Source organism: Nocardia amamiensis NBRC 102102 (assembly GCF_001612745.1).
Taxonomy (GTDB): Bacteria; Actinomycetota; Actinomycetes; order Mycobacteriales; family Mycobacteriaceae; genus Nocardia; species Nocardia amamiensis.
In genome coordinates this window covers 1-20,128 of the sequence record NZ_BDBA01000046.1, presented here as the reverse complement: position 1 = coordinate 20,128, position 20,128 = coordinate 1, and the positions used below count along the sequence as shown (strand labels likewise).

19 protein-coding genes are annotated in these 20,128 nt (G+C 66.5%); 13 read left to right on the top strand and 6 right to left on the bottom strand.

The window, feature by feature from the left end; all coding sequences use genetic code 11:
• Positions 1 to 45: 45 nt before the first annotated feature.
• Together NA4_RS11960 and NA4_RS11955 are read left to right on the top strand one after the other, a co-directional pair.
• Positions 46 to 549, top strand: coding sequence for a DUF3558 domain-containing protein (locus tag NA4_RS11960; RefSeq protein ID WP_245671296.1), 504 nt, complete (start codon positions 46 to 48; stop codon positions 547 to 549).
• Positions 550 to 564: 15 nt separating this feature from the next.
• Positions 565 to 948 carry a hypothetical protein gene (locus NA4_RS11955; RefSeq protein WP_067468658.1) on the top strand — a complete coding sequence of 128 codons (384 nt, stop codon included), beginning with the start codon at positions 565 to 567 and terminating at the stop codon, positions 946 to 948.
• 61 nt (positions 949 to 1,009) lie between these two features.
• On the opposite strand, the gene NA4_RS11950 is transcribed toward NA4_RS11955, so the two are convergent.
• Positions 1,010 to 1,537 carry a winged helix-turn-helix transcriptional regulator gene (locus NA4_RS11950; RefSeq protein WP_067468655.1) on the bottom strand — a complete coding sequence of 176 codons (528 nt, stop codon included), beginning with the start codon at positions 1,535 to 1,537 and terminating at the stop codon, positions 1,010 to 1,012.
• A gap of 58 nt (positions 1,538 to 1,595) precedes the next feature.
• On the opposite strand from NA4_RS11950, the gene NA4_RS11945 reads away from it, so the two are divergent.
• Positions 1,596 to 2,240: a dihydrofolate reductase family protein gene (locus NA4_RS11945; RefSeq protein ID WP_067468652.1), complete on the top strand. Its 645-nt coding sequence runs from the start codon at positions 1,596 to 1,598 to the stop codon at positions 2,238 to 2,240.
• Positions 2,241 to 2,340: 100 nt separating this feature from the next.
• Here the strand turns inward: NA4_RS11945 and NA4_RS11940 are convergent, their stop codons facing one another.
• The gene (locus tag NA4_RS11940; RefSeq protein ID WP_245671295.1) at positions 2,341 to 3,234 is read right to left on the bottom strand and encodes a glycosyltransferase family 2 protein; all 894 of its coding nucleotides are present in this window, start codon (positions 3,232 to 3,234) and stop codon (positions 2,341 to 2,343) included.
• A 538-nt stretch (positions 3,235 to 3,772) separates the two neighbouring features.
• Between NA4_RS11940 and NA4_RS11935 the strand changes: the two genes are divergently transcribed.
• From NA4_RS11935 to NA4_RS11925, 3 genes are all read left to right on the top strand, one after another.
• The gene (locus NA4_RS11935) at positions 3,773 to 5,089 is read left to right on the top strand and encodes a hypothetical protein (RefSeq protein WP_067468649.1); all 1,317 of its coding nucleotides are present in this window, start codon (positions 3,773 to 3,775) and stop codon (positions 5,087 to 5,089) included.
• Positions 5,090 to 5,100: 11 nt separating this feature from the next.
• A complete protein-coding gene (locus tag NA4_RS11930; RefSeq protein ID WP_067468646.1) occupies positions 5,101 to 5,874 on the top strand; it encodes an ESX secretion-associated protein EspG in 774 nt (257 codons plus the stop codon).
• A gap of 130 nt (positions 5,875 to 6,004) precedes the next feature.
• Positions 6,005 to 6,430 (top strand): prevent-host-death protein, encoded by a 426-nt coding sequence (locus NA4_RS11925; protein ID WP_067468642.1) that lies wholly within the window; start codon positions 6,005 to 6,007, stop codon positions 6,428 to 6,430.
• A gap of 10 nt (positions 6,431 to 6,440) precedes the next feature.
• Here NA4_RS11925 and NA4_RS11920 read toward each other — a convergent pair whose 3' ends face one another.
• Positions 6,441 to 7,013: an LppA family lipoprotein gene (locus NA4_RS11920; protein ID WP_067468639.1), complete on the bottom strand. Its 573-nt coding sequence runs from the start codon at positions 7,011 to 7,013 to the stop codon at positions 6,441 to 6,443.
• Between the two features lies 1 nt (position 7,014).
• Positions 7,015 to 8,706, bottom strand: coding sequence for an alpha/beta hydrolase (locus tag NA4_RS11915; RefSeq protein WP_067468636.1), 1,692 nt, complete (start codon positions 8,704 to 8,706; stop codon positions 7,015 to 7,017).
• 92 nt (positions 8,707 to 8,798) lie between these two features.
• Here NA4_RS11915 and NA4_RS11910 point away from each other — a divergent pair, with 92 nt between their 5' ends.
• The gene (locus NA4_RS11910) at positions 8,799 to 9,113 is read left to right on the top strand and encodes a WXG100 family type VII secretion target (RefSeq protein WP_067468633.1); all 315 of its coding nucleotides are present in this window, start codon (positions 8,799 to 8,801) and stop codon (positions 9,111 to 9,113) included.
• A gap of 373 nt (positions 9,114 to 9,486) precedes the next feature.
• Here the strand turns inward: NA4_RS11910 and NA4_RS11905 are convergent, their stop codons facing one another.
• Both NA4_RS11905 and NA4_RS11900 read right to left on the bottom strand, forming a co-directional pair.
• Positions 9,487 to 10,968 carry an MFS transporter gene (locus tag NA4_RS11905; protein WP_067468630.1) on the bottom strand — a complete coding sequence of 494 codons (1,482 nt, stop codon included), beginning with the start codon at positions 10,966 to 10,968 and terminating at the stop codon, positions 9,487 to 9,489.
• 200 nt (positions 10,969 to 11,168) lie between these two features.
• Complete coding sequence (locus tag NA4_RS11900) at positions 11,169 to 11,840, bottom strand: FadR/GntR family transcriptional regulator (RefSeq protein WP_067468627.1); 672 nt, start codon at positions 11,838 to 11,840, stop codon at positions 11,169 to 11,171.
• A 173-nt stretch (positions 11,841 to 12,013) separates the two neighbouring features.
• On the opposite strand from NA4_RS11900, the gene NA4_RS11895 reads away from it, so the two are divergent.
• From NA4_RS11895 to NA4_RS11870, 6 genes are all read left to right on the top strand, one after another.
• Complete coding sequence (locus NA4_RS11895) at positions 12,014 to 13,153, top strand: MFS transporter (RefSeq protein ID WP_169811019.1); 1,140 nt, start codon at positions 12,014 to 12,016, stop codon at positions 13,151 to 13,153.
• A 295-nt stretch (positions 13,154 to 13,448) separates the two neighbouring features.
• Positions 13,449 to 14,969: a nitrate/nitrite transporter gene (locus tag NA4_RS11890; protein ID WP_067468685.1), complete on the top strand. Its 1,521-nt coding sequence runs from the start codon at positions 13,449 to 13,451 to the stop codon at positions 14,967 to 14,969.
• A gap of 29 nt (positions 14,970 to 14,998) precedes the next feature.
• Positions 14,999 to 17,524, top strand: coding sequence for a nitrite reductase large subunit NirB (nirB, locus tag NA4_RS11885; protein WP_067468624.1), 2,526 nt, complete (start codon positions 14,999 to 15,001; stop codon positions 17,522 to 17,524).
• A gap of 64 nt (positions 17,525 to 17,588) precedes the next feature.
• Positions 17,589 to 17,990 (top strand): nitrite reductase small subunit NirD, encoded by a 402-nt coding sequence (gene nirD, locus NA4_RS11880; protein ID WP_067468682.1) that lies wholly within the window; start codon positions 17,589 to 17,591, stop codon positions 17,988 to 17,990.
• 5 nt (positions 17,991 to 17,995) lie between these two features.
• Entirely contained in the window at positions 17,996 to 19,237 is a 1,242-nt protein-coding gene (locus tag NA4_RS11875; protein WP_067468679.1) for a uroporphyrinogen-III synthase, read from the top strand.
• Positions 19,234 to 19,986 (top strand): sirohydrochlorin chelatase, encoded by a 753-nt coding sequence (locus tag NA4_RS11870; protein WP_067468615.1) that lies wholly within the window; start codon positions 19,234 to 19,236, stop codon positions 19,984 to 19,986. The genes NA4_RS11875 and NA4_RS11870 overlap by 4 nt, the downstream gene beginning before the upstream one ends.
• The last annotated feature ends 142 nt before the right edge of the window (positions 19,987 to 20,128 follow it).

Below are 20,128 nucleotides of genomic sequence, written 5' to 3'. Positions count from 1 at the left end.
TCGTCACGGGTCGAGAGGGTGGGGATGGGCCGTCGAATCACATTGGTGCTTACCGGTTTTCTGATTGCCTCGGGTGTCGTGGCGTGCGGAGACGCCACGAGCGGCTCGCCCACCACCAGCACTACCGCTGCGAAAGCCCTGTTCGACCCGTGTACGGGGATTCCTGATGATGCTTTGCGGGCGGCCGGGGTTGATCCGGCAACCAAGAAGTCCGGTATCGCCGGAGTCGATCAGTCCGGCTGGGAGATCTGCGGCTGGAAGGGACCCAAGTACTTCATTACGGTGTATTCAGCCGGTCGCGCGGTCTCGGAGGTCGAGAGTAAGCCCGGCAACGTCGAGTTCAAGGATGTCGAGCTCGCGGGCCGTCCAGGTCGGCAGTTCAGGGTCGAGGGCGCGGCGAAAGATCTGGAGTGCGATGCCGTGTTCCCCGCGTCCCAAGGGCTACTGCAATTGTCCGTTTCGAACCGGGCTGGCCAGGACAATCTCGAAGACCCGTGCACAATCCTGCATGGGGTTGGTGAATCGATTGTGCCTGTGCTGCCGCGTTGATGAGGGAGGGGTCATTTGAGTGAGGACAACGCATCATTGTGGAGTCGGCTTGCCAGCCAAGCTCGAGCCGGTGAACTGTACCTCGACGACGAGAACGCCGCATACCACTGCGCGAAAGCATGTGACCAGCGCATCGCCGATCTAGAAGAAATACTCATCGACGCGCGCAGAACTCAGCGCGTCTCCGGTTTCGGCGATTTCAAAATGGCTCACGATCTGGAAAAGAAGTTCCTGAAACAAGCCACCGGCGAGGCCAATTCGATCGATCAGGTCATCCTCGAGGAGATCGAGACCGTGAAGAACATGCGCGAGGTCATGGCAATCTCCTTCAAGCGCATCACCGGCCAAGACATCGAGAACGCTACTCAGATCACGAACACCACCGATCAGCCGCGCTGAGCAACTGCGTTCGATAGGTCGGACATCGCAGAAATGTGAGCGGTACTCGGGTCTATCCAGTTTAGTGTCCGTGAGCAGCTGCTGCTTCGTGATAGGCGGCGGTCAGTTCTGCGAGCACGCCATCCGTAGGTATCGGTGCTCCGGCCAGGTGTGTGGCGCGGAGTTCGGCCATGAATCGCTCCCATAGTGGGGGACCGCCGGCGGCCAGCAGTTCGGCTCGCACGGTCAGTTCCGGGGTCGTGTCCAGCCAGCGTGCGCCCCACGCGCCCAGTTGGGCCATCACCGGGACGAGCTGGATCGCCGCCTCGGTGAGGTGGTATTCGACCTTCTGGCGGTGGCTCGGATCGTCGTCGCGGGTGAGCAGGCCCGCGTCGACGAGCTTCGCGAGGCGGCTTGCCAGCATGTTCGACGCGATGCCCTCGATGGACGCGGCGAGCAGTTCGCGGAAGTGGGTCTTGCCGCCGAACATGATGTCGCGCAGGACGATCAGGCTCCACCGGTCCCCGAGGAGCTCGATCGTCATATTGATCGGACAGCCCGACTTGCCCGGGGCCACCCGCAGCTTGTCGCGAGCAACTGGTTGCGCCATGGGATCAGTCTAGGTAAGTTTCGAACTGATTGCAGATTGCAACCAGAAAGGGGCTCTGATGGCACAGTTGGTCCGCGTTCAGAACTTCACCGTGTCGAGTGACGGATACGGTGCCGGGGAGGGGCAAAGCCTCGAGCGCCCGTTCGGCCACGCCGATCCGGCGGCGCTCATGTTCTGGGCGGGCGCCACCGCGCACTGGCCCACCAGGACCGACCCCGGGGGAACCTACGGCCTCGACGACTACTGCACCCGCGACTTCACCAACAACATCGGCGCAGAGATCATGGGGCGCAACAAGTTCGGTCCGCATCGCGGGCCATGGGAGAACTACGACTGGCAGGGATGGTGGGGAGACGAACCACCGTTCCACACACCGGTGTTCGTCCTCACTCATCACGAGCGGCCATCGATCATCTTGGGGGACACCACGTTCCATTTTCTCGACGCGTCCCCGAAGGACGCGCTGACGCAGGCATTCGCCGCCGCCGAGGGCAAGGATGTGCGAATCGGCGGCGGCGTCGCCACGGTCCGGGAGTTCCTCGACGCCGACCTCATCGACACAATGCACATCGTCGTCGCGCCGGCCGAACTCGGCCGTGGTGAACGGTTGTGGACAAGTCCCGACGAACTTGTCGACCGTTTCCATCTGGAGCGGATCCCGAGCCCGAGCGGGGTGGTGCATCACTTCTTCTGGCGACGGTGACCGATCGCGACCGTGGAATACGGAGTGTCACGGTCCCGGTGGGCACGCGGACCAGGGCCATTCGGCCGCCCGGCGGTATCGGCCGGGCGGCTCCACGGCTTCAGTTCGAGAGCGGGAATTCCCGGGCCGCGTTCGGCCGGAGTGTGAAGCGCCGGCGATCGAAGTCCCACAGCCGGTAGATCGGCCACTGGATGGTGTGGGTCAGCCACGCGCCGACGATGACGGCGCGGTGGAACGGGTGCACCGTGTAGCCCTGGCTGCTGATGGTGCGCAGACCGGCGAGCTGGAAATCCCACCAGCGGCGCGGGCTCGTTTTGCGGCGGCGGGCGGAGGTCTCGGCGCGCATATGCGTCAGTTGGTCGATGACGAAGTCGTTCTTCGTCAGGCACAGCGCCAGATCCAGATCGTCGATCACGTCCGGGCGGGTCGCGGTTTCCGTGCGGACCTTCTCCCACGCCGTTCGGCGAATGGCCATGTTCGGCCCGTGCATATTGCCGACCCGGCCGCCGAGCTTGCCGCGGCGTTGCTGTAGGTAGTAGCCGAATTCGAGGAAGAAGCCGACCGGTGAGTCGTAGTAGGTCGTGATGCCGGTGACCGCCGCGGTGTCGGGATGCTCGGTCAGGTGTCGCGTGATGACCTCGCCCCAGTCCGGTGCGACCAGGGTGTCGGCGTCGGTCCGTCCGATGAAATCGCCACGCGCCTTGTCGAATCCGGTGTTTCGCGCGCGGGCGACGCCCCTGCGCAGCTCCTCGATGAGGACGACCTTGGGCTGATTTATCGCGTATTCGGCGACGATCCGGCGGGTGTCATCGGTACTGCCGTTATCGACCACGATGATCTCGTGGATAGCGTCCTGTGCGACGAGGCGGTCCAGTGTGCGGACGATGCCCGCCGCTTCATTCAATGCGGGGATCACGACGGACAGGACTGGCGTCGTGGGGGTATTGCTCATCGGCGTGTAGCTCCAGGTGTGCCGGGAGACATCGGAGGGCATGCCGATCAGGGGATCTGATCTGTCGTGACTGCACGTGGCGGCTCTCGGATGTCGGGGTGAATCAAAAAGTACGCAGCCGTCGGCACTGACGGGAGTCCGAAATGTACAGGCTTGACTGCGAAATATCTTTGTGCAGCATCCCTTTCATGGTGATCGTCACAGATATACAGTGTCTATAACGTGAGCTTTCACAGCGCTTCGGCCACGTATGCCGCGGTGCTGGAGACGCATACCAGTGAGAACCTGCTGGTCGTCTGCTACTGTTGGCGCAACTCGAGACGTCAGGGGGCGAGAGGGTGGGGATGGGCCGTCGAATCACGTTGACGCTGCCGGGCTTCGGGCTCGCATCGGGAGCTGTCGGGTGCAGGGACCGGTCGTTCAGCACGAGCGTCAGCACTGCTGCGGCAGCACTCTTCGACCCCGCACGGGAATTCCGGATGATGCAGACCGCGAAGAATATGTGTGAGGTCATGGCGAACTCGCTCGAGTGCAGTCGGGATGCGGTCTCGATCGCGAACGCCACCGGGCAGGTGCGCTGATGGGCAACCCATTCAGCAGCCTGCAGGTCTTCAACTCCGATCTGGGCTCGACGGTGCTCCGCAACGTCACCAACTGGATTTCCGGTGAAGAGTTGCGGCCCGATGTCGATCCGTTCGCGGTGCAGGACACATACAACCGACAGCGCGACAGCGTCCGCAGTGGGGCGGCCGGCCTGGGCTTCCAGGGCGAATTCCGGCCCAGGGAAGTGCTCGCCGCGGATGAGTTCGACAAGGACGACGTTGCCACGCTGCGGCGCAAAGTCGATCAAATAGGCTTGGCCGCGGTCAATGACCTGATCGGCGCCTGGAACAACATCGCGAACCGCAACCATAATTCGCTGACCGAATTCACCACCGCAATGGCGCGCGGAACCGACGAGAGCGTCTGGCGCGGTGCGGCGCGCGACGCGGCGGCGAGCGCGGTCCGCGACTACGCCACCCAGGGTGCGCAGGTCACGAATGCGGCCCGCCTGACCAGCAGCAAGCTGGCCGAATTGCGGACCGGGTTGGAGCCCACCGTTCAGCTGGTCCCGCACGCACCGGATCACCGCAGCGGCGTGGACAACGTCCGTGCCTGGGTGGCCGGGCGTGGCTGGCGCAACGACGATGTGGCCCTGCACAATGCGAAGGCCGAGGCGTTGCGGGTGCTGCGCACCGTGTATGCGCCGGTCGTGATGGAGTCCGATACCAATGTGCCGGTGATTCCGCGTCCGACGCCGGTCACGAATCCGGGTGGCACCGACCCGGGCGATACCAAGCCCCGGGGGACGAATACCGGTAGCGGAAACCCCTCGGGCACACCATCTCCCAGCTCGAATCCTACCGGGACCGAGTCGCCGACCGACTCGACCACCCCTTCGGGCACCCAGTCCACGGATAACCCGGCGGAGACACCGCAATCGACAAGCACCGATCCGGCGTCTACGACACCGGCTTCGACCACCCCTGCCTCCACCACGCCCGGTGCCCCGGGCACTCCCGGCAGCCCGAATCTCAGCACGCCGGGCAGCCCCGGAAGTCCCACCGGTCCCGGCTCGCCGGGCGTGTCCGTGCCCCCTTCCGGGCGTCCGGGCACACCGAACCCGACCGGAGCCGTCCCGGCCGCCGCGCGGTCGGGAACTCCGTCCGGACGGCCCGGCATGGGCGGCATGCCGGGCGGGATGGCGCCCGGTGCGCGCGGCGGCAAGTCCGATGACGAGTCCAGCAAGGGCATTCCCGATTACCTGATCACGCAGGAACACGGCAATGAACTCACCGGGCTCGAGGACCTGCCCGGGACGGTGCCGCCGGTCATCGGCGACAACCCGGCATCGTAAGGACATTTCCCATGCCTGAAGTGCGGAGCTGGCGGTTCACCGCGCTCGAATTCCGGACTCTGTGGGAGTCCACCGGACGGGACGTGCTGCCCTATCCACTGCGGCACCAGTACACGACCGAGTTCCAGTCGGAGAGCCTGCGGCTGCGGCAGGCGGCGGCGCGATCGTTGCGACCGCGCATCGATGACGATCTGCTGCGTACGGTCGAAGTACTGCTGGCGCCGGAGGCGCGAGTGGAACTGGCCGCGTTCGCCGGCGCCCGGCGCGACCGCAGGTTGCGTGCGCATGCCGGGGTGCATTACCAGCACGGGGCGGTCGCGGTGCAAGGGCCGGGCCGGGACCCGGAACAAGGCGGTGACGTCGTACTGACGCTGCTGCCCGCCGGTGAAGTGGCGCGGACGGTGGTCGACGTGCTCCCCGGCTGCGCTGCGGGACACGGCAAGCAACTGCAGGTCACGGCCGATGAACTGGGCCGCCCACGGCCGCCCGTCCGCGACGCCTGGCGGCCGACACCACGGGAGGAGTTCGAGCGATTCTTCACCCGCGCGATGACCTTGATCGGCCACGTCGGCGTCTACGCCATGGGCAGCGTCGACAATCGTCACACTCAGGGCCGCAAGGACTTCCAGATCAACGACGTCGAAGAGGACGGCCGCTACGTCACCTTCGGCACCGACACGCTGACCGTCAAACCCACCACAAATGAACGCATCGCCACCACTTTGCAGCAGATGATCAACCGGACGGTCACGGAAGTACGCGACGGGGTCCACCTACCTTATTGACCACCACTACGGGGGCGGGACCTGCCACATGTTCGAGTGATACCGCGTCCGAGTAACACTTTGACAAGCTAAGTACTTGACGTAACTGCGGGCTCGTCGGCCTGTTGGTCACAGCGAATGGAGGGGTGCCATGTACGCGGTGCATTGCGAGAGCTATACCGAAGCCCGTGCGCACCTGAAGGACCTGCTGGATGCCGCAGGACAGGGGCGAGTTGCCACTGTACGTCGTGACGACGAATACGCCGCGGTCGTCGATGCAGAACGACTACGTTGTGCCCTGACCGAGCTCTGCGCCGCTGCCCGGGTGGTGGCCGAAAACGGGGGCTGGTCTGTGTTTCTGCCGGGAGTTCCCATCTCGGCAGACGGCGCCACCTTCGACGAAGCGGTGGACGAGATGATTATCGCGCTGCGTGAATATGCCGACGACTGGCAGAGCCGATTGCGTGTTGCGCCGAACCATCAGGAGAACTGGGGCTTGGTTCAGTTGATCGGGCTCAGCGACGCCGCGCAGCTGTGCGATTGGTTGGTCGGGACACATGATGGCATGGCAAAGTGACTGTGGCCGATCAGTTTCCGGGTTGCTTTCGCAGGTCTTCTTCGCGGTAGCGGCAGCCTGTTGAGCCGCCGATAAGAGCGGCCTTGTATGTGCCGAGCTTGATCTCGTTGCCGTTGTCAGGGGAGTGCAGTATCACATCGTGGTCTCCGGGTTTGTCGACGCGAATGGTGAGCGATGTTATTCCGTTTTGTGCGGCGATGTCGCGGGCGGCATTCAGAACGCTGGGCCACTCGCTGTCGGCAATCGGCACCAACGAGACGAGGCGGTCGGTCGACATCGATACCCCGTCGGTCTCCAGGTACGGGGATGGGCAGCCAAGCGTGTCCTGTCCGCGATTGACATCGATCCGCCAGTCGAGTTCAGGTGCAATGGTTTTCGCGGCATCTGCGATCTGATGGATAATCGCGATGAGCTGTCGCTCAGTGGCTTCCACAGACGGCAGCTGCCGCATCTTCGCTTCCGCGTGTCCGATCTCGTCTTTGGTCACCGGGTGGTCGGGGTTATCCAAATTGCTTCCACATCCGCTAAGGATCGCCGCAGCGACGATCGACGCCAGTAGTCGTACAACTACCTTCTTCGCCATCTCAGCGCACCGCCCGTTCCGGTAGACCGGCGACGATCACGGCCATGTTGTATGCGGCTGTGCGAAGTTCGCCGTTCGCGCTCGGCCGGGGATACTCGCTGTGGCCGTTCGAGTCCTCGCGATGGACGCCGTCGCTCGTCGTAGCCTCGGCGACAGAGAGTTGCTCCAGCTTTGTCGTTACGGGATCGGGGCCGAACACGCCGGTGCCATCGGCCCATGTGATCGGGTCGTCGGGTGCGCGCATCACATATCCACGTCCCTGTGGCAGACCGAGATCTGGTTCGTCATCGGCGTTGATACCCGGTGAGCCGTAGAAGACAACATCGTCGACGGGCTGGCCGGGGCCAGGATCCTGCAACGCCAGCGCCGTCGTGTAGGACCCGTAGGAGTGGCCCAAGGCCGTGATATGCGGATCCGGTTTGTTCGAGGCGGCGTCCAGACCATTGAAGAAGTTCGCCAGCCTCGGTGCACCTTCCTTGGCTCGATCGGCGCTCGCCGCCTCCGGTCCGATTTCCGGTGGGGGCTCATACCCGAGCCAAGCGATCGACGCCACGCGCTCATCAGGACGGCCCGCCCGGCGCAACTGGTCCATCGCTTCTTCCTGCACGGCCGCCGCCTCGCGGGTCATGCCCCCCAACGACTGCACCGTCGTAGACACGCCGGGCGTGGTGACCGAGACATGGTCCGCGTTATCAGGGTCACCAACGGCGACTGCGGCCATACCCTTCTCTCCTGACTGCATATCCAGCAATAGCAGACGGGCGCCTTTGTCTGGGTTGCTCGGGTCCAGCGGACGGTCTTTCAAGATGCCCTCGATCGCGTCGAGATCCTTCAGTTTCGCCTCGACGCCGGCCAGTTCCGCTTTCTCTTTGGCATACGGATCAGGCGCGTTCGGGTACCTGGACCCGTCGGGCGCGTCTTTCAGCTCCTCCCGCAGCCTGTCCCGCTCCTGCGTCAATCGAGTGCGTTCGTCATCGATCCGGTTGACGTTCGCTTCGTGGCGGGCCATGGACGGTATGCCGTCGCGGTTGCCGATCCATTCGGGATGCTTCTCGATGACCTCGCGGCGCTGCTGTTCGTCCATCGCATCCCACCACTCCTTGTTCTGCTGTGGAGTTCCCTTCTCCGGGGGAGCGGGCGCGGTCAGTCCGCCTTGCGATGCGCCGGTGGTGGATGCGGCGGACACGTCCGCGGCGTCCTTGTCGTCGATTTGTCCGTCGGCGGCCTTGTTCAGTACCGCGGCCGCGTCCGCGTTGATGTCGTCGGCTTGGCGGATGACCGCGCGTGCGGCCTCGATCAGTTCCAGGCGCAAGGCCTCCACCGACGCCGGGTCGGGTGCGTTGGGCTGGTCGGCGATGGTGACATGCCCGTTGTCCCAAACTTCGAGACCGTTTGCCGTGGCCGTCTGGTCGATCGTGGCCAAGGTGGCCTTCAGGTGCTTGACGGCTTCCCTGGTCTGTTTCGTCAGTTCACGAACCGCGCCGAGCGCCGCGGCTTCGTCGGTGAGCTGGTCGGCGGTGACGGTGAACCTGCGGCGCGCCGCGTCCGCGGCGTCGCCGTGCCAGCCTGGGAGTTCGGCGATGTCCGCGAGCTGGTTGTCGACGTCTTCCAGCGTGGTGATACGGCGGGACAGCGACGATTCGAGCATTTCCAGTGCGTGTTCGTTCCACCAACGGATGTCCGGTAACAGCATCGACCAGCGTCCCCCATAGAAATCGCATCGCTTGTGCTGACCGGTATCGTAGCGGGCAGTTACGCGTATTCGCTAGACACAGGGGGCGTTTGATGGCCGATTCCGTATCTGTCGATCCTGAACTGCTACGTGGTGCGGCCGGTCGGCTCGACATTCTGTTCAACGATTCCGGCACGAAGCTTCGGGAGGTCGATCAAGCGATCACCGACAGCCGCGACGGATGGAAAGAATCGGCGGCGAGCGCGTTCGGACGGTTCACCACCTATCTGGAAGGCCGCCGGAACTTGCTGCAACAGAACCTCGCCGAGCTTTCGGAGTCGCTGACCACGGCGGCCAACAAGCTCCAGTCGCAGGACGAAGCGAGGAGTACCCAGCTGACGTCGCAATCGTCCAGCCTCGACCTCTGAATCGGTAAATCGGTCAACCTCGTCCCGGTGAGCACGACCGTCGTCCCGCCGGTGACCGGACCGGCATCGGGTAAGCGCTGCGCACGAAAATGCGAACGTCAGCCTGCCGATAACGGCGGGCCGACCTTCGATTCGAGGATGCGCTGAGCTTCCGGATCGTCGGTACTACCGACCGGACCCGGGTACGACGAAACCGAACGCCCGCCCGTCGTCCCGGTGCAGGCCGGGACCCGTTGCCGGACCCGGGATTTCACCCGGGCGATGGGGCGGACGTTCGGTCTCTTCGGGTGGGGCGCACGGCTCCCCGGAGGGGAACGGCGGGCCGTCGCGCCCGTGTCCCGCGGGGTCCGGACCGCGGGACACGCTGTGGCGGTTACACGTTCGCGTACGCCAGCGAGGGGACGCGCTGGACGGCGAACGAGGACCGCAGGTAGAACCACCAGGTGACGGCAGCCATGACCAGGAAGGTCGCGGCGTAGGCCCAGAAGGCGGGCGCCATGCTGCCGAAGTTGATGTTCGACAGGCGCAGCGCCTGCTGGAGCAGGTAACCGCCGGAGGCGCCGATCGCGCCGATCACGCCGATGGCGGCGCCAGCCTGGCGCTTGGCCGAGGCCACCGATTCGGTGATGTCGAGGCCGTGTTCGGCGGCGTACTTCTTGGCCTCCGCGCTGAAGATCATCGGGATCATCCGGTAGGTGGAGCCGTTGCCGATGCCGGTGGCCACGAACAGCAGCAGGAACGCGATCAGGTACAGCGGGAAGCTCTTCATCTCCAGCGCGACCATGATGAGCGCGACCGCGGCCGACATGGTGCCGAACACGAACATGGTGATCTTGGCGCCGCCGACCTTGTCGGAGACCCAGCCGCCGAACGGACGGCTGAACGAGCCGACCAGCGCGCCGAGGAAGGCGAGGTTACCGAGCGTGGTGATCCAGCCGATCTTGGCCAGGTCCGGGAAGTTGGCCTTGATCAGGGTGGGGAAGGCGAAGGAGAACCCGATGAACGAGCCGAAGGTGCCGATGTACAGGAACGACATCACCCACGTGTGCCGATTGGTGAGTGCCAGCTTGTAGGACTTGCCGTCGGATTTCGCGGTGGTGATGCTGTCCATGTAACGCAGCGCGCCGAACGTGGCGACCAGGATGAACGGTATCCAGACCAGCACCGACAGGGTGATGCCGAACCGGTAGCCCGCGGGATCCTTGGCCATGATGTGGGTGCCGAGGGTGATCAGCAGCGGCAGGATGAGCTGGGTCTGCGCGACGCCGAGGTTGCCGCCCGCCGCGTTGATGCCGAGGGCCGCACCCTTCTTCCCTTCGGGGAAGAAGAACGAGATGTTCGCCATCGACGAGGAGAAGTTGCCGCCGCCGAAACCGGCCAGCGCGGCCAGGATCAGGAAGACCCACATGGGCGTGCCCGGCTGGTTGACGAAGTAGGCCAGACCGAGGGTCGGGATCAACAGCATGGCCGCACTGAACGCGGTGAACGCCCGTCCACCGAATTTGGGGATGGCGAAGGTGTACGGAATGCGCAGCGCGGCGCCGACCAGAGTCGGGGTCGAGGTCAGCAGCAGCGCGTTGCTCACCGCGGTGGGGTTGCCCTTGCCGAGTCCGGCCAGGAAGTCGAAGCCGGCCAGGCCCATGGTGGTGACCACGGTTCCCCAGATGACCCAGACGCTGAAGCCGAGATTCTCGGCGAACACGGAGAAGATCAGATTCTTGCGCGCGGTCTTCGCGCCGCCGGACTCCCAGAATTCCACGTTGTCCGGATCCCAGTGGTCGATCCAGCGTCCGCGTTTCTTGTGTTCGAAAGTCGTTGGCTGCGACTGCTGGCCGGTGGCTGCTACGGCGGTCATCGGCTTCCTCTCGATTCGGCTCGACCGGCCCTCATCGCGGCATATTGCCGCCGGCGGCTGTCGAGTGCCTAGCTACGGTCGAGACAAAGGTAAGAGCCGGTTGTTGCGTTCCCGTGGCTTTCGGTGACATTCCCGGCAATTCCGACTCACATTGGCCGGATACCGATGGTGACCACTTGGTTACCTCGCCGGTCTTGCGTTTATCGCGCGTCCGGATATTCGGCAATGAGGGAATTGAGGAAGCATTGTGTCGCCGCCGCGGCCCGCTCGGGATCGCCGTCGATCACCGCGTGCACCAGGGCCGCGTGCTCTTCGGGATAGGAGTCGTCGGACTTCGCGGTCCGCGCCCGGATGACCTGTTCGATGATCGGCAGCAGCGAGTCGTAGAACTCGAGGTACACCGCGTTGTGGCTCGCGACGACGATCGCGCGGTGCAGTTGCACGTCCGCCTCGATCGCGGCGGCCTGGTCTTCGTCCCATTCCTTGTCGCGCTCGGCGAGCAGGCGCAGCAGGTTTGCGATGTCGGTGTCGTCGCGGCGGCGGGCCGCCAGCGCGGCGGCAGTGGTGTCCAGCGCGAGGCGCAGCTCCAGCACGTCGCGTTCCTCGGCGTCGGCGAAGTATTTGCCCAAGGCGCCGCCGAGGTCGGAAGCCGCGATCACATAGGTGCCCGAGCCCTGGCGCCGTTCCAGCATGCCCGCGTGCACGAGGGCCTGGACGGCCTCGCGCACGGTATTGCGGCCGGTGCCGGTCAGCTCGGTCAGCTCCGGCTCGGTGGGAATGCGTGAGCCGATCGGCCAACGGCCGGAACGGATTTCGGCCCGAAGCTGTTCGGTGACCTGGGCGATGAGGCTGGTGCGCCGGACGGGTTGCACCTCGACAGAGTACCGCCCATCACAAATCATTGCCGCTCATCATCCGGTCATCCTATGATTTCTCGGTGACTGCGACCCTCCCGGAAATCGTGACCCGCCAGGAATCCGTCCTGATCGAGCGGCGTCGACGTGCGCTGACCGAGGGCCGCCTGCTGGTACTGGCCGCGATCGTGATGTCCGCGCTCACCCTGCGGGTCGCCGTCACCGCGTTCAGCCCGCTTGCCGACCGGATCGGCGCCGAAATCGGTTATGGCATCGCCGTTGTCGGTGTCTTCGGCATGATCCCGACCGCCATGTTCGCGCTGTCCGGACTGCTCACCCCGATCCTGGCCACCCGGCTCGGACTGGAGCGCACCGCGCTGACCGCCATGCTGATGGCGGGCACCGGCATGCTGATCCGGGTGCTCATGTCGGGCACCATGGAGCTGCTGATCTTCTCCGCCCTCGCGCTCGCGGGCATGGGCATCGGCAACGTGGTGATCCCGCCGCTGGTGAAGCGGTATTTCCCGGATCGCCTCGCGGTGATCAGCTCGCTGTACATCGTCATGGTGCAGCTCGGCACCGTCGTGCCCGCCTTCACCGCGGTGCCGGTCGCCGAGGCGCACGGCTGGCGTATCTCGCTCGGGGTGTGGGCCCTGCTCGGTTTCGCGGCGGCCGTGCCGTGGCTGCTGGTGCTGCGCGGACGTGACGAGGGCGACCGGACCGCCGCACCGGAGCAGGCGCCGCGCGCTGGACGCGTGTGGCGTTCGCCGATCGCCTGGGGCATGGCGGGCATGTTCGGCATGACCTCGCTGATCACCTACTCCATGTTCACCTGGCTGCCCAAGGTCCTGCGCGAGGCGGGGGCGAGTGCGGGGTACGGCGGCGCGATGGTGGGGCTGTTCGCGGTGGTCGGCCTGGTCGCCGCGCTGACCGCGCCCACCATGGTCGCCCGGTTCCGTAATCCCTTCCCTGTTGTGGCGGGCTGCGCGGTGCTGTTCTTCATCGCGTTCGCCGGGCTGCTGATCGCGCCGATGGCCGCGCCGGTCCTCTGGGTCGTGCTGCTCGGTCTCGGTCCGAGCACCTTCCCGATGGCATTGACGCTGATCAACCTGCGCACCCGCACCCCGGGCGGGTCGGCCGCGCTGTCCGGCTTCACCCAGGGCGTCGGATACGCGGTGGCCTGTGCGGGGCCGCTGCTGTTCGGGATGCTGCACACGGCGACCGGCGGGTGGCTCGCTCCATTCGGGATGCTCGGCGCCGCCGTGCTCGTGTTGCTGACCGGCGCTTGGCAAGCCTGCAAACCGCGCATGCTCGAAGACACCTGGAGCTGAGCCGCCGACCTTTTTCGCGAATCTCACAACTCCGGTTGCGTGGCTGTGCGAGCCGGGTAAGGATGTGGGCGACGCGCACAGGCGGGTAGCGCGCGTCACATCTCACGGGCGGTCCGATTCCGGATCGGCCACTTTGTCACGCGCGGAAACCGCTGTGTCACATGCGCGAAACATTCAGCAGAAACTCACCTTGGTTCGCCGGTAATCGTGAGCAACCGTTGATTTGACGGTCATTTCGCGCAGCATTTCGGCAATACCCATTTCCTACCGTGGGGCCAACCGACTTTGGGAGGCCCTGTTGAGCACGCTGACGCGTAACCGTTCGGAAGCGCTATGGACGAAGATCCGCAGGCCGCAGATCGAGCATTGGGATGCCGAGGATGTCGCGGCCTGGGAAGCGGGCGGCAAGAACGTCGCCAAGCGCAACCTGATCTGGTCGGTCGTCGCCGAGCACGTCGGATTCTCGGTCTGGTCGATCTGGTCGGTGATGGTGCTGTTCATGCCCACCGACAAGTTCGGCATCGATCCGGCCGGCAAGTTCTTCCTGGTCGCGGTGCCGACGCTGGTGGGCGCGGTCCTGCGGATTCCCTACACCGTCGCGACCGCGCGCTTCGGCGGGCGCAACTGGACCGTGTTCAGCGCGGCCCTGCTGCTCATTCCGACGCTGCTCACCCTGTACTTCATCAACCAGCCCGGTACCTCGTACACGACGTTCCTGGTGATCGCCGCGTTCGCGGGCTTCGGCGGCGGCAACTTCGCCTCCTCGATGACCAACATCAACGCCTTCTACCCGCAACGGCTCAAGGGCTGGGCGCTGGGCCTGAACGCGGGTGGCGGCAATATCGGCGTTCCGGTGATCCAGTTGATCGGCCTGCTGGTGATCGCCACCCTCGGCAACAGCTACGCGTCGCTGATCTGCGCTATCTACCTGGTCTTCGTCGTGCTCGCCGGGCTCGGCGCCGCGCTGTTCATGGACAACCTGCCCAACCAGAAGGCCGACCTGTCGTACATGATCACCGCCCTGAAGGTGCCGCAGTCCTGGGCGATCGCGTTCCTCTACATCGGCACGTTCGGCTCGTTCATCGGGTACAGCTTCGCCTTCGGCCAGGTGCTCCAGATCAGCTTCAAGGCCGGCGGCGACAGCGCCGTGCAGGCCACCCTGCACGCCGCGCAGATCGCGTTCATCGGTCCCTTGCTCGGCTCGCTGGCCCGCCCCTACGGCGGCAAGTGGGCCGACCGCATTGGCGGTAGCCGGGTCACGCTGTACGTGTTCGGCGCGATGATGGGCGCCGCGGTACTGGTCGCAGTGGCCAGCACGCTGGCAGACCGCAACAACGGCGTGGCCAGCGGTGCGGTGATGACCACGCTGGTCGTCGGCTTCATCGCGCTGTTCGTGCTGTCGGGTATCGGCAACGGATCGGTCACCAAGATCATCCCCTCGGTCTTCGAGGCGAAGTCCAAGAGCCTGGACGCCACCCCGGCCGAGCAGTCCGCGTGGTCGCAGAACACCTCCGGCGCGCTCATCGGTTTCGTCGGCGCCATCGGTGGGCTCGGCGGCGTCGGCATCAACCTGGTGCTGCGCTCCTCCTACGCCTCGACCACGTCGGCGACCACCGCGTTCTGGGTGTTCATGGCCTTCTACGTGGTCTGCGCGCTGGTGGTCTGGGCGGTCTTCCTGCGCCGCCCGGTCGGCCACATCGCCGCCGATTCCGATGTCGTCGTGGAGGCCGAGACGTTCGTACTCGAAGCCGAAGCCGAAGCCAGCCGCTCGCAGAGCGCCCCGTCCCAATCCACCAGCTCGTCGGCCCGCGCCTGACACCAGATCCAGTCCAGGAGGACCAACAGATGAACCCCACAGTCGCTCGTAAGACCGCGGTGGTCGTCGGCCACGGAATGGTCGGGCACCGGTTCGTCGAGGCGCTGCGCTCGCGTGACACCGAAGGCCGCTGGCAGGTGGTCATCCTCAGCGAGGAGCAACTGCCCGCCTACGACCGGGTCGGCCTCTCGTCCTACGTCGGCAGCTGGGACGCCGCCGCGCTCGCCCTGCCCGGCAACGAGTACGCCGGTGACGACCTGGTCGAGCTGCGGCTCGGGCAGCGCGCCGAGTCGATCGACCGGGAAGCGCGCAAGGTCACCACGTCGGCAGGCGACACCCTCGCCTACGACGCGCTCGTGCTGGCCACCGGCTCCTACCCGTTCGTGCCGCCGGTGCCCGGCCACGACCGCCCGGAGTGCTTCGTCTACCGGACCCTCGATGACCTGGACGGCATCCGTGCCGCCGCGGAGGCCGCCGGACCGGGAGCGGCCGGTGTGGTCGTCGGCGGCGGTCTGCTCGGCCTGGAGGCCGCGAACGCGCTGCGGCTGCTGGGGCTCACCCCGCATGTGGTCGAGTACAACACCAGGCTGATGCCCGCCCAGGTGGATGAGGGGGGCGGCGCCATCCTGGAGGGGCTGGTCACCGACCTCGGCCTGCACGTGCACACCGGCGTCGGCACCTCCTCGATCGAGGCGACCGACCAGGGCGTGCAGGTCACGCTGTCGGACGAGTCGGTCATCGAGGCCGGACTGGTGGTGTTCTCCGCCGGTATCCGCCCGCGCGACCAGATCGCCCGCGACGCCGGCCTGGAGGTCGGTCCGCGCGGCGGCATCATCACCGACCTCGGCCTGCAGACCTCCGACCCGAACATCTGGGCCATCGGCGAATGCGCCGCGGTCGAAGGCGTGTGCTACGGCCTGGTCGCGCCGGGCTACAGCACCGCCGAGATCGTGGCCGACCGGCTGCTCGGCGGCGCGGGCGAGTTCCCCGGCGCGGACATGTCGACCAAGCTCAAGCTGCTCGGCGTCGATGTGGCCAGCTTCGGCGACGCGCACGGCGTCACCGAGGGCGCGCTGTCGGTCGTGCTGCACGACGCGGCCAAGGGCACCTACGCCAAGCTCGTCGTCTCCGACGACGCGAAGACCCTGCTCGGCGGCATCCTGGTCGGCGACGCCACCGCCTATGCGGCGCTGCGCCCGCTCGTCGGCCGTCCGCTGCCCGCCGAACCGGCTGCGTTGATCTCGCCCGCGGGCGCGGAACTCGGCGCCGACGCCCTGCCGGACGACGCGCAGATCTGCTCCTGCAACAACGTGTCGAAGGGCGCGATCTGCGGGGCGATCGCCGAGGGCGCCTGCGACGTTCCGTCGGTCAAGAAGTGCACCACCGCCGGAACCTCCTGCGGCGGCTGTGTCCCCATGCTCAAGAAGCTGCTCGAGCAGTCCGGCGTGGAGATGTCCAAGGCGCTGTGCGAGCACTTCGAGCAGTCGCGTGCCGAGCTGTTCCAGATCGTCCAGGTCACCGGCATCCGCACCTTCTCCGGTCTGATCGCCAAGCACGGCAAGGGCAGCGGCTGCGATATCTGCAAGCCGACCGTCGCGTCCATCCTCGCCTCCACCTCGAGCGACCACATCCTCGACGGCGAGCAGGCCGCACTGCAGGACACCAACGACCACTTCCTGGCCAACCTGCAGAAGAACGGCACCTACTCGGTGGTGCCGCGGATGCCCGGCGGCGAGGTCACCGCCGAGCAGCTCATCACCATCGGTGAGGTGGCCAAGGAATTCGGCCTGTACGTGAAGGTCACCGGCGGCCAGCGCATCGACCTGTTCGGCGCGCGCGTGGAACAGCTGCCGCTGATCTGGAAGCGGCTGGTCGACGCGGGCATGGAGTCCGGTCACGCGTACGGCAAGTCGCTGCGCACCGTGAAGAGCTGCGTCGGCTCCACCTGGTGCCGCTACGGCCAGCAGGATTCGGTGGGCATGGCCGTGCTGCTGGAGAAGCGTTACCGCGGCCTGCGCTCGCCGCACAAGCTGAAGCTGGCCGTGTCCGGCTGCGCCCGCGAATGCGCCGAGGCGCGCGGCAAGGACGTCGGCGTGATCGCCACCGAGCACGGGTGGAACCTCTACGTCGGCGGCAACGGCGGCCTCACCCCGAAGCACGCGGTGCTGCTGGCCGGCGACCTCGACGACGAGACGCTGATCAAGTACATCGACCGGTACCTGATGTTCTACATCCGCACCGCCGATCGTTTGCAGCGCACCGCGCCGTGGCAGGAGGCGCTGGAAGGCGGCCTGGATTACCTCAAGCAGGTGATCTGCGAGGACAGCCTGGGCATCGCCGAGGATCTCGAGGCGGCCATGGCTCAGCATGTCGCTGGCTACCGCGACGAGTGGGCCGCTGTGCTGGAAGACGAAGGGAAGCTCTCTCGCTTCGTGTCGTTCGTCAACGCCCCGGAAGAGGCCGATCCGACGATCTCCTTCGACGAATCGGGTGAGCGGAAGGTTCCCGTTCTGCTGGGACTGCCCGAAGTCCCGGTCGCCACGCAGGGGAAATGACCGCTTAACCGCCCGGAAACAGAACGCCGGTACCAATGATTAAGGCGTTTGGAGGATGACACCGATGACCGTGATCGACACCACCGGCATCGCCGCAGCTACCACCACTGGGTGGACACAGGCATGCCGTCTCGACTACCTGATTCCCGGCCGCGGCGTTGCGGTGTTGCTGAAAGGTGGCCGCCAGGCGGCCCTGTTTCTGCTCGAGGGCGGCATGCTGTATGCCGTCGGCAATATCGATCCGTTCGGCAAGGCCGCGGTCATGTCGCGCGGGATCGTCGGCGACCGCGGCGGCGTGCCCGTCGTTGCCTCGCCGCTGCTGAAGCAGGCTTTCTCCCTGGTCGACGGGCGCTGCCTGGACGACGAATCGGCGATGCTGCCGGTGTACGCGGTGCGCGTGGACGACGGCATCGTTTCGGTTTCCAACGAGCCGGTGGCAGCCGGGCTCGCGTCGTCGGATGGATGAACGGCATGACAACACCTGACACGGGCGCCAGCCTGGCCGGATTCACGGTCGGCATCACGGCGGCCCGGCGCGCCGAAGAGTTCGCCACGCTGCTGAAACGCCGGGGAGCGAGCATCGTGTCCGCGCCGGCCATCCGGATCATTCCGCTGGCCGACGACAACGAGCTCGAGCGCGTCACCCGGCAGTTGGTCACCGATCCGCCGCAGATCACCGTCGCCACCACCGGTATCGGCTTCCGCGGATGGATGGAGGCGGCCGAAGGCTGGGGCCTGGCCGAGGATCTGCGCCGCACGCTGGGCACCACCCGGATGCTCGCCCGCGGCCCCAAGGCCAAGGGCGCCATCCGCGCCGCCGAGCTGCGCGAGGAATGGTCGCCTGCCTCCGAGTCGTCCGCCGAGGTGCTCGACCACCTGCTCGCGGAGGGCGTGGAAGGTGTCCGGATCGCGGTGCAGCTGCACGGGGCCACCACCGAGTGGGAACCGGTCCCGGACTTCTGTGAGGTCTTGCGTTGCGCCGGTGCGGATGTCGTCCCGGTGCCGGTGTACCGCTGGGTGCCGCCGGACGACCAGGGCCCGATGGACAGCCTGATCGAGGGCATCGTCACTTCCGGTCTGGACTGCGTCACCTTCACCAGCGCCCCCGCGGTCGCGTCCATGCTGATGCGCGCCAAGGAAACCGGACTGCTGGAAGGGCTGCTGTACGCGCTGCGCGGCCGGGTGCTGCCCGCCTGTGTCGGACCGATCACGGCTGCCCCGCTGGAGGAGCTCGGGGTGCCCACATCGATGCCGGGGCGGGCTCGGCTCGGTGCTTTGGCTCGCCATGTCGCCGAGGAACTGCCCAGGCGCGCCAACCGGATCCAGGCCGCGGGCCACAACATCAGCGTGCGCGGTGCGTGCGTGGTGGTCGACGGCCAGGTGCGTCAGCTGGCGCCCGCGCCGATGGCGCTGATGCGCTCGCTGGCCCGCCAGCCCGGCCGGGTCGTCTCCCGCGAAGACCTGCTCGCCGCGCTGCCCGGCGGGGGCGACGACACGCACGCGGTGGAAACCGCGATCGCCCGCCTGCGCGCCGGTCTCGGCACGCCGAAAGCGATTCAGACCGTGGTCAAACGCGGGTACCGGCTCGCGCTGGACCCGGCGGAATGCACCGACAACAACCAACGGCCCACCGCGACAGGAGGCCCGCAGGTGCCCGGCGTCGGAATTCCGACCCGGGCACCTCGGTACATCCAGACTGCGGGGAGCTGGTGACCGCGCCCGCCCTGGTGCTGGTGGCCCACGGGACCCGCAGCACCAAGGGCGTGCAGATGATCGCGGCGCTCGCCGAGGCCGTGGCGAAGGAACTCGGTGCTGGGGTTTCGGGGCCCGGCACCGAGGAAAGCCCCTGGGTGCGTACGGCATTCGTGGACGTGCTCGGTCCTTCGCCCGCGGAAGTGCTGCGCGATCTGGCGACCCCGACTGGGGACTCCGTACCCGCCGTGGTGGTTCCGGCGTTCCTGGCTTCGGGCTATCACGTCTACCAGGACGTACCACGCGAGGTCTCCGAGAGCGCCCATCCGGCGACGGTGGTCACCCCGGCCATGGGCCCCGATCCCGCGCTGGCGCGCATCATGAAACTGCGCCTGCGCGCCGCGGGCTGGACCCCGGGTGACGCGGTGGTCTTCGCCGCCGCGGGCTCTTCGGACGCCCGCGCCCGCCAGGACGTCCGGCGCGCGGCCGCGCTGCTGGCCGAACGCCTCGGTACCGGAGTCCGTATCGCCTACGTCGCCACCGGTGCGCCGCGCGTACCGGAGGTGGTCGCCGAATTGCGCGCCGCGGGCGCCCGCCGGGTCTTCGTCGCCTCGTACCTGCTGGCACACGGCCTGTTCCAGCAGCGCCTGCACGAGGCGGGCGCCGACGGCGTCGCCGAACCCATCGGCGTGCACCCGGCCGTGGTCCGGCTCATCGCCGACCGCTACCGCGTCGCCGCCCAGGAGATGGTCCGAGCCCGCGCTCGCTGAGCGACTGGTACCGAAGCGCGAAGGCGCACGACATGGCACTTCGACTGCGTCACCTGCGGCACCGCGTCAGAATCTACGCGCGATTATCGTCCGTCCTGTCGAGGATGGCGGCTGAAAGACGTGGCACATCCGAGCGGCCGTC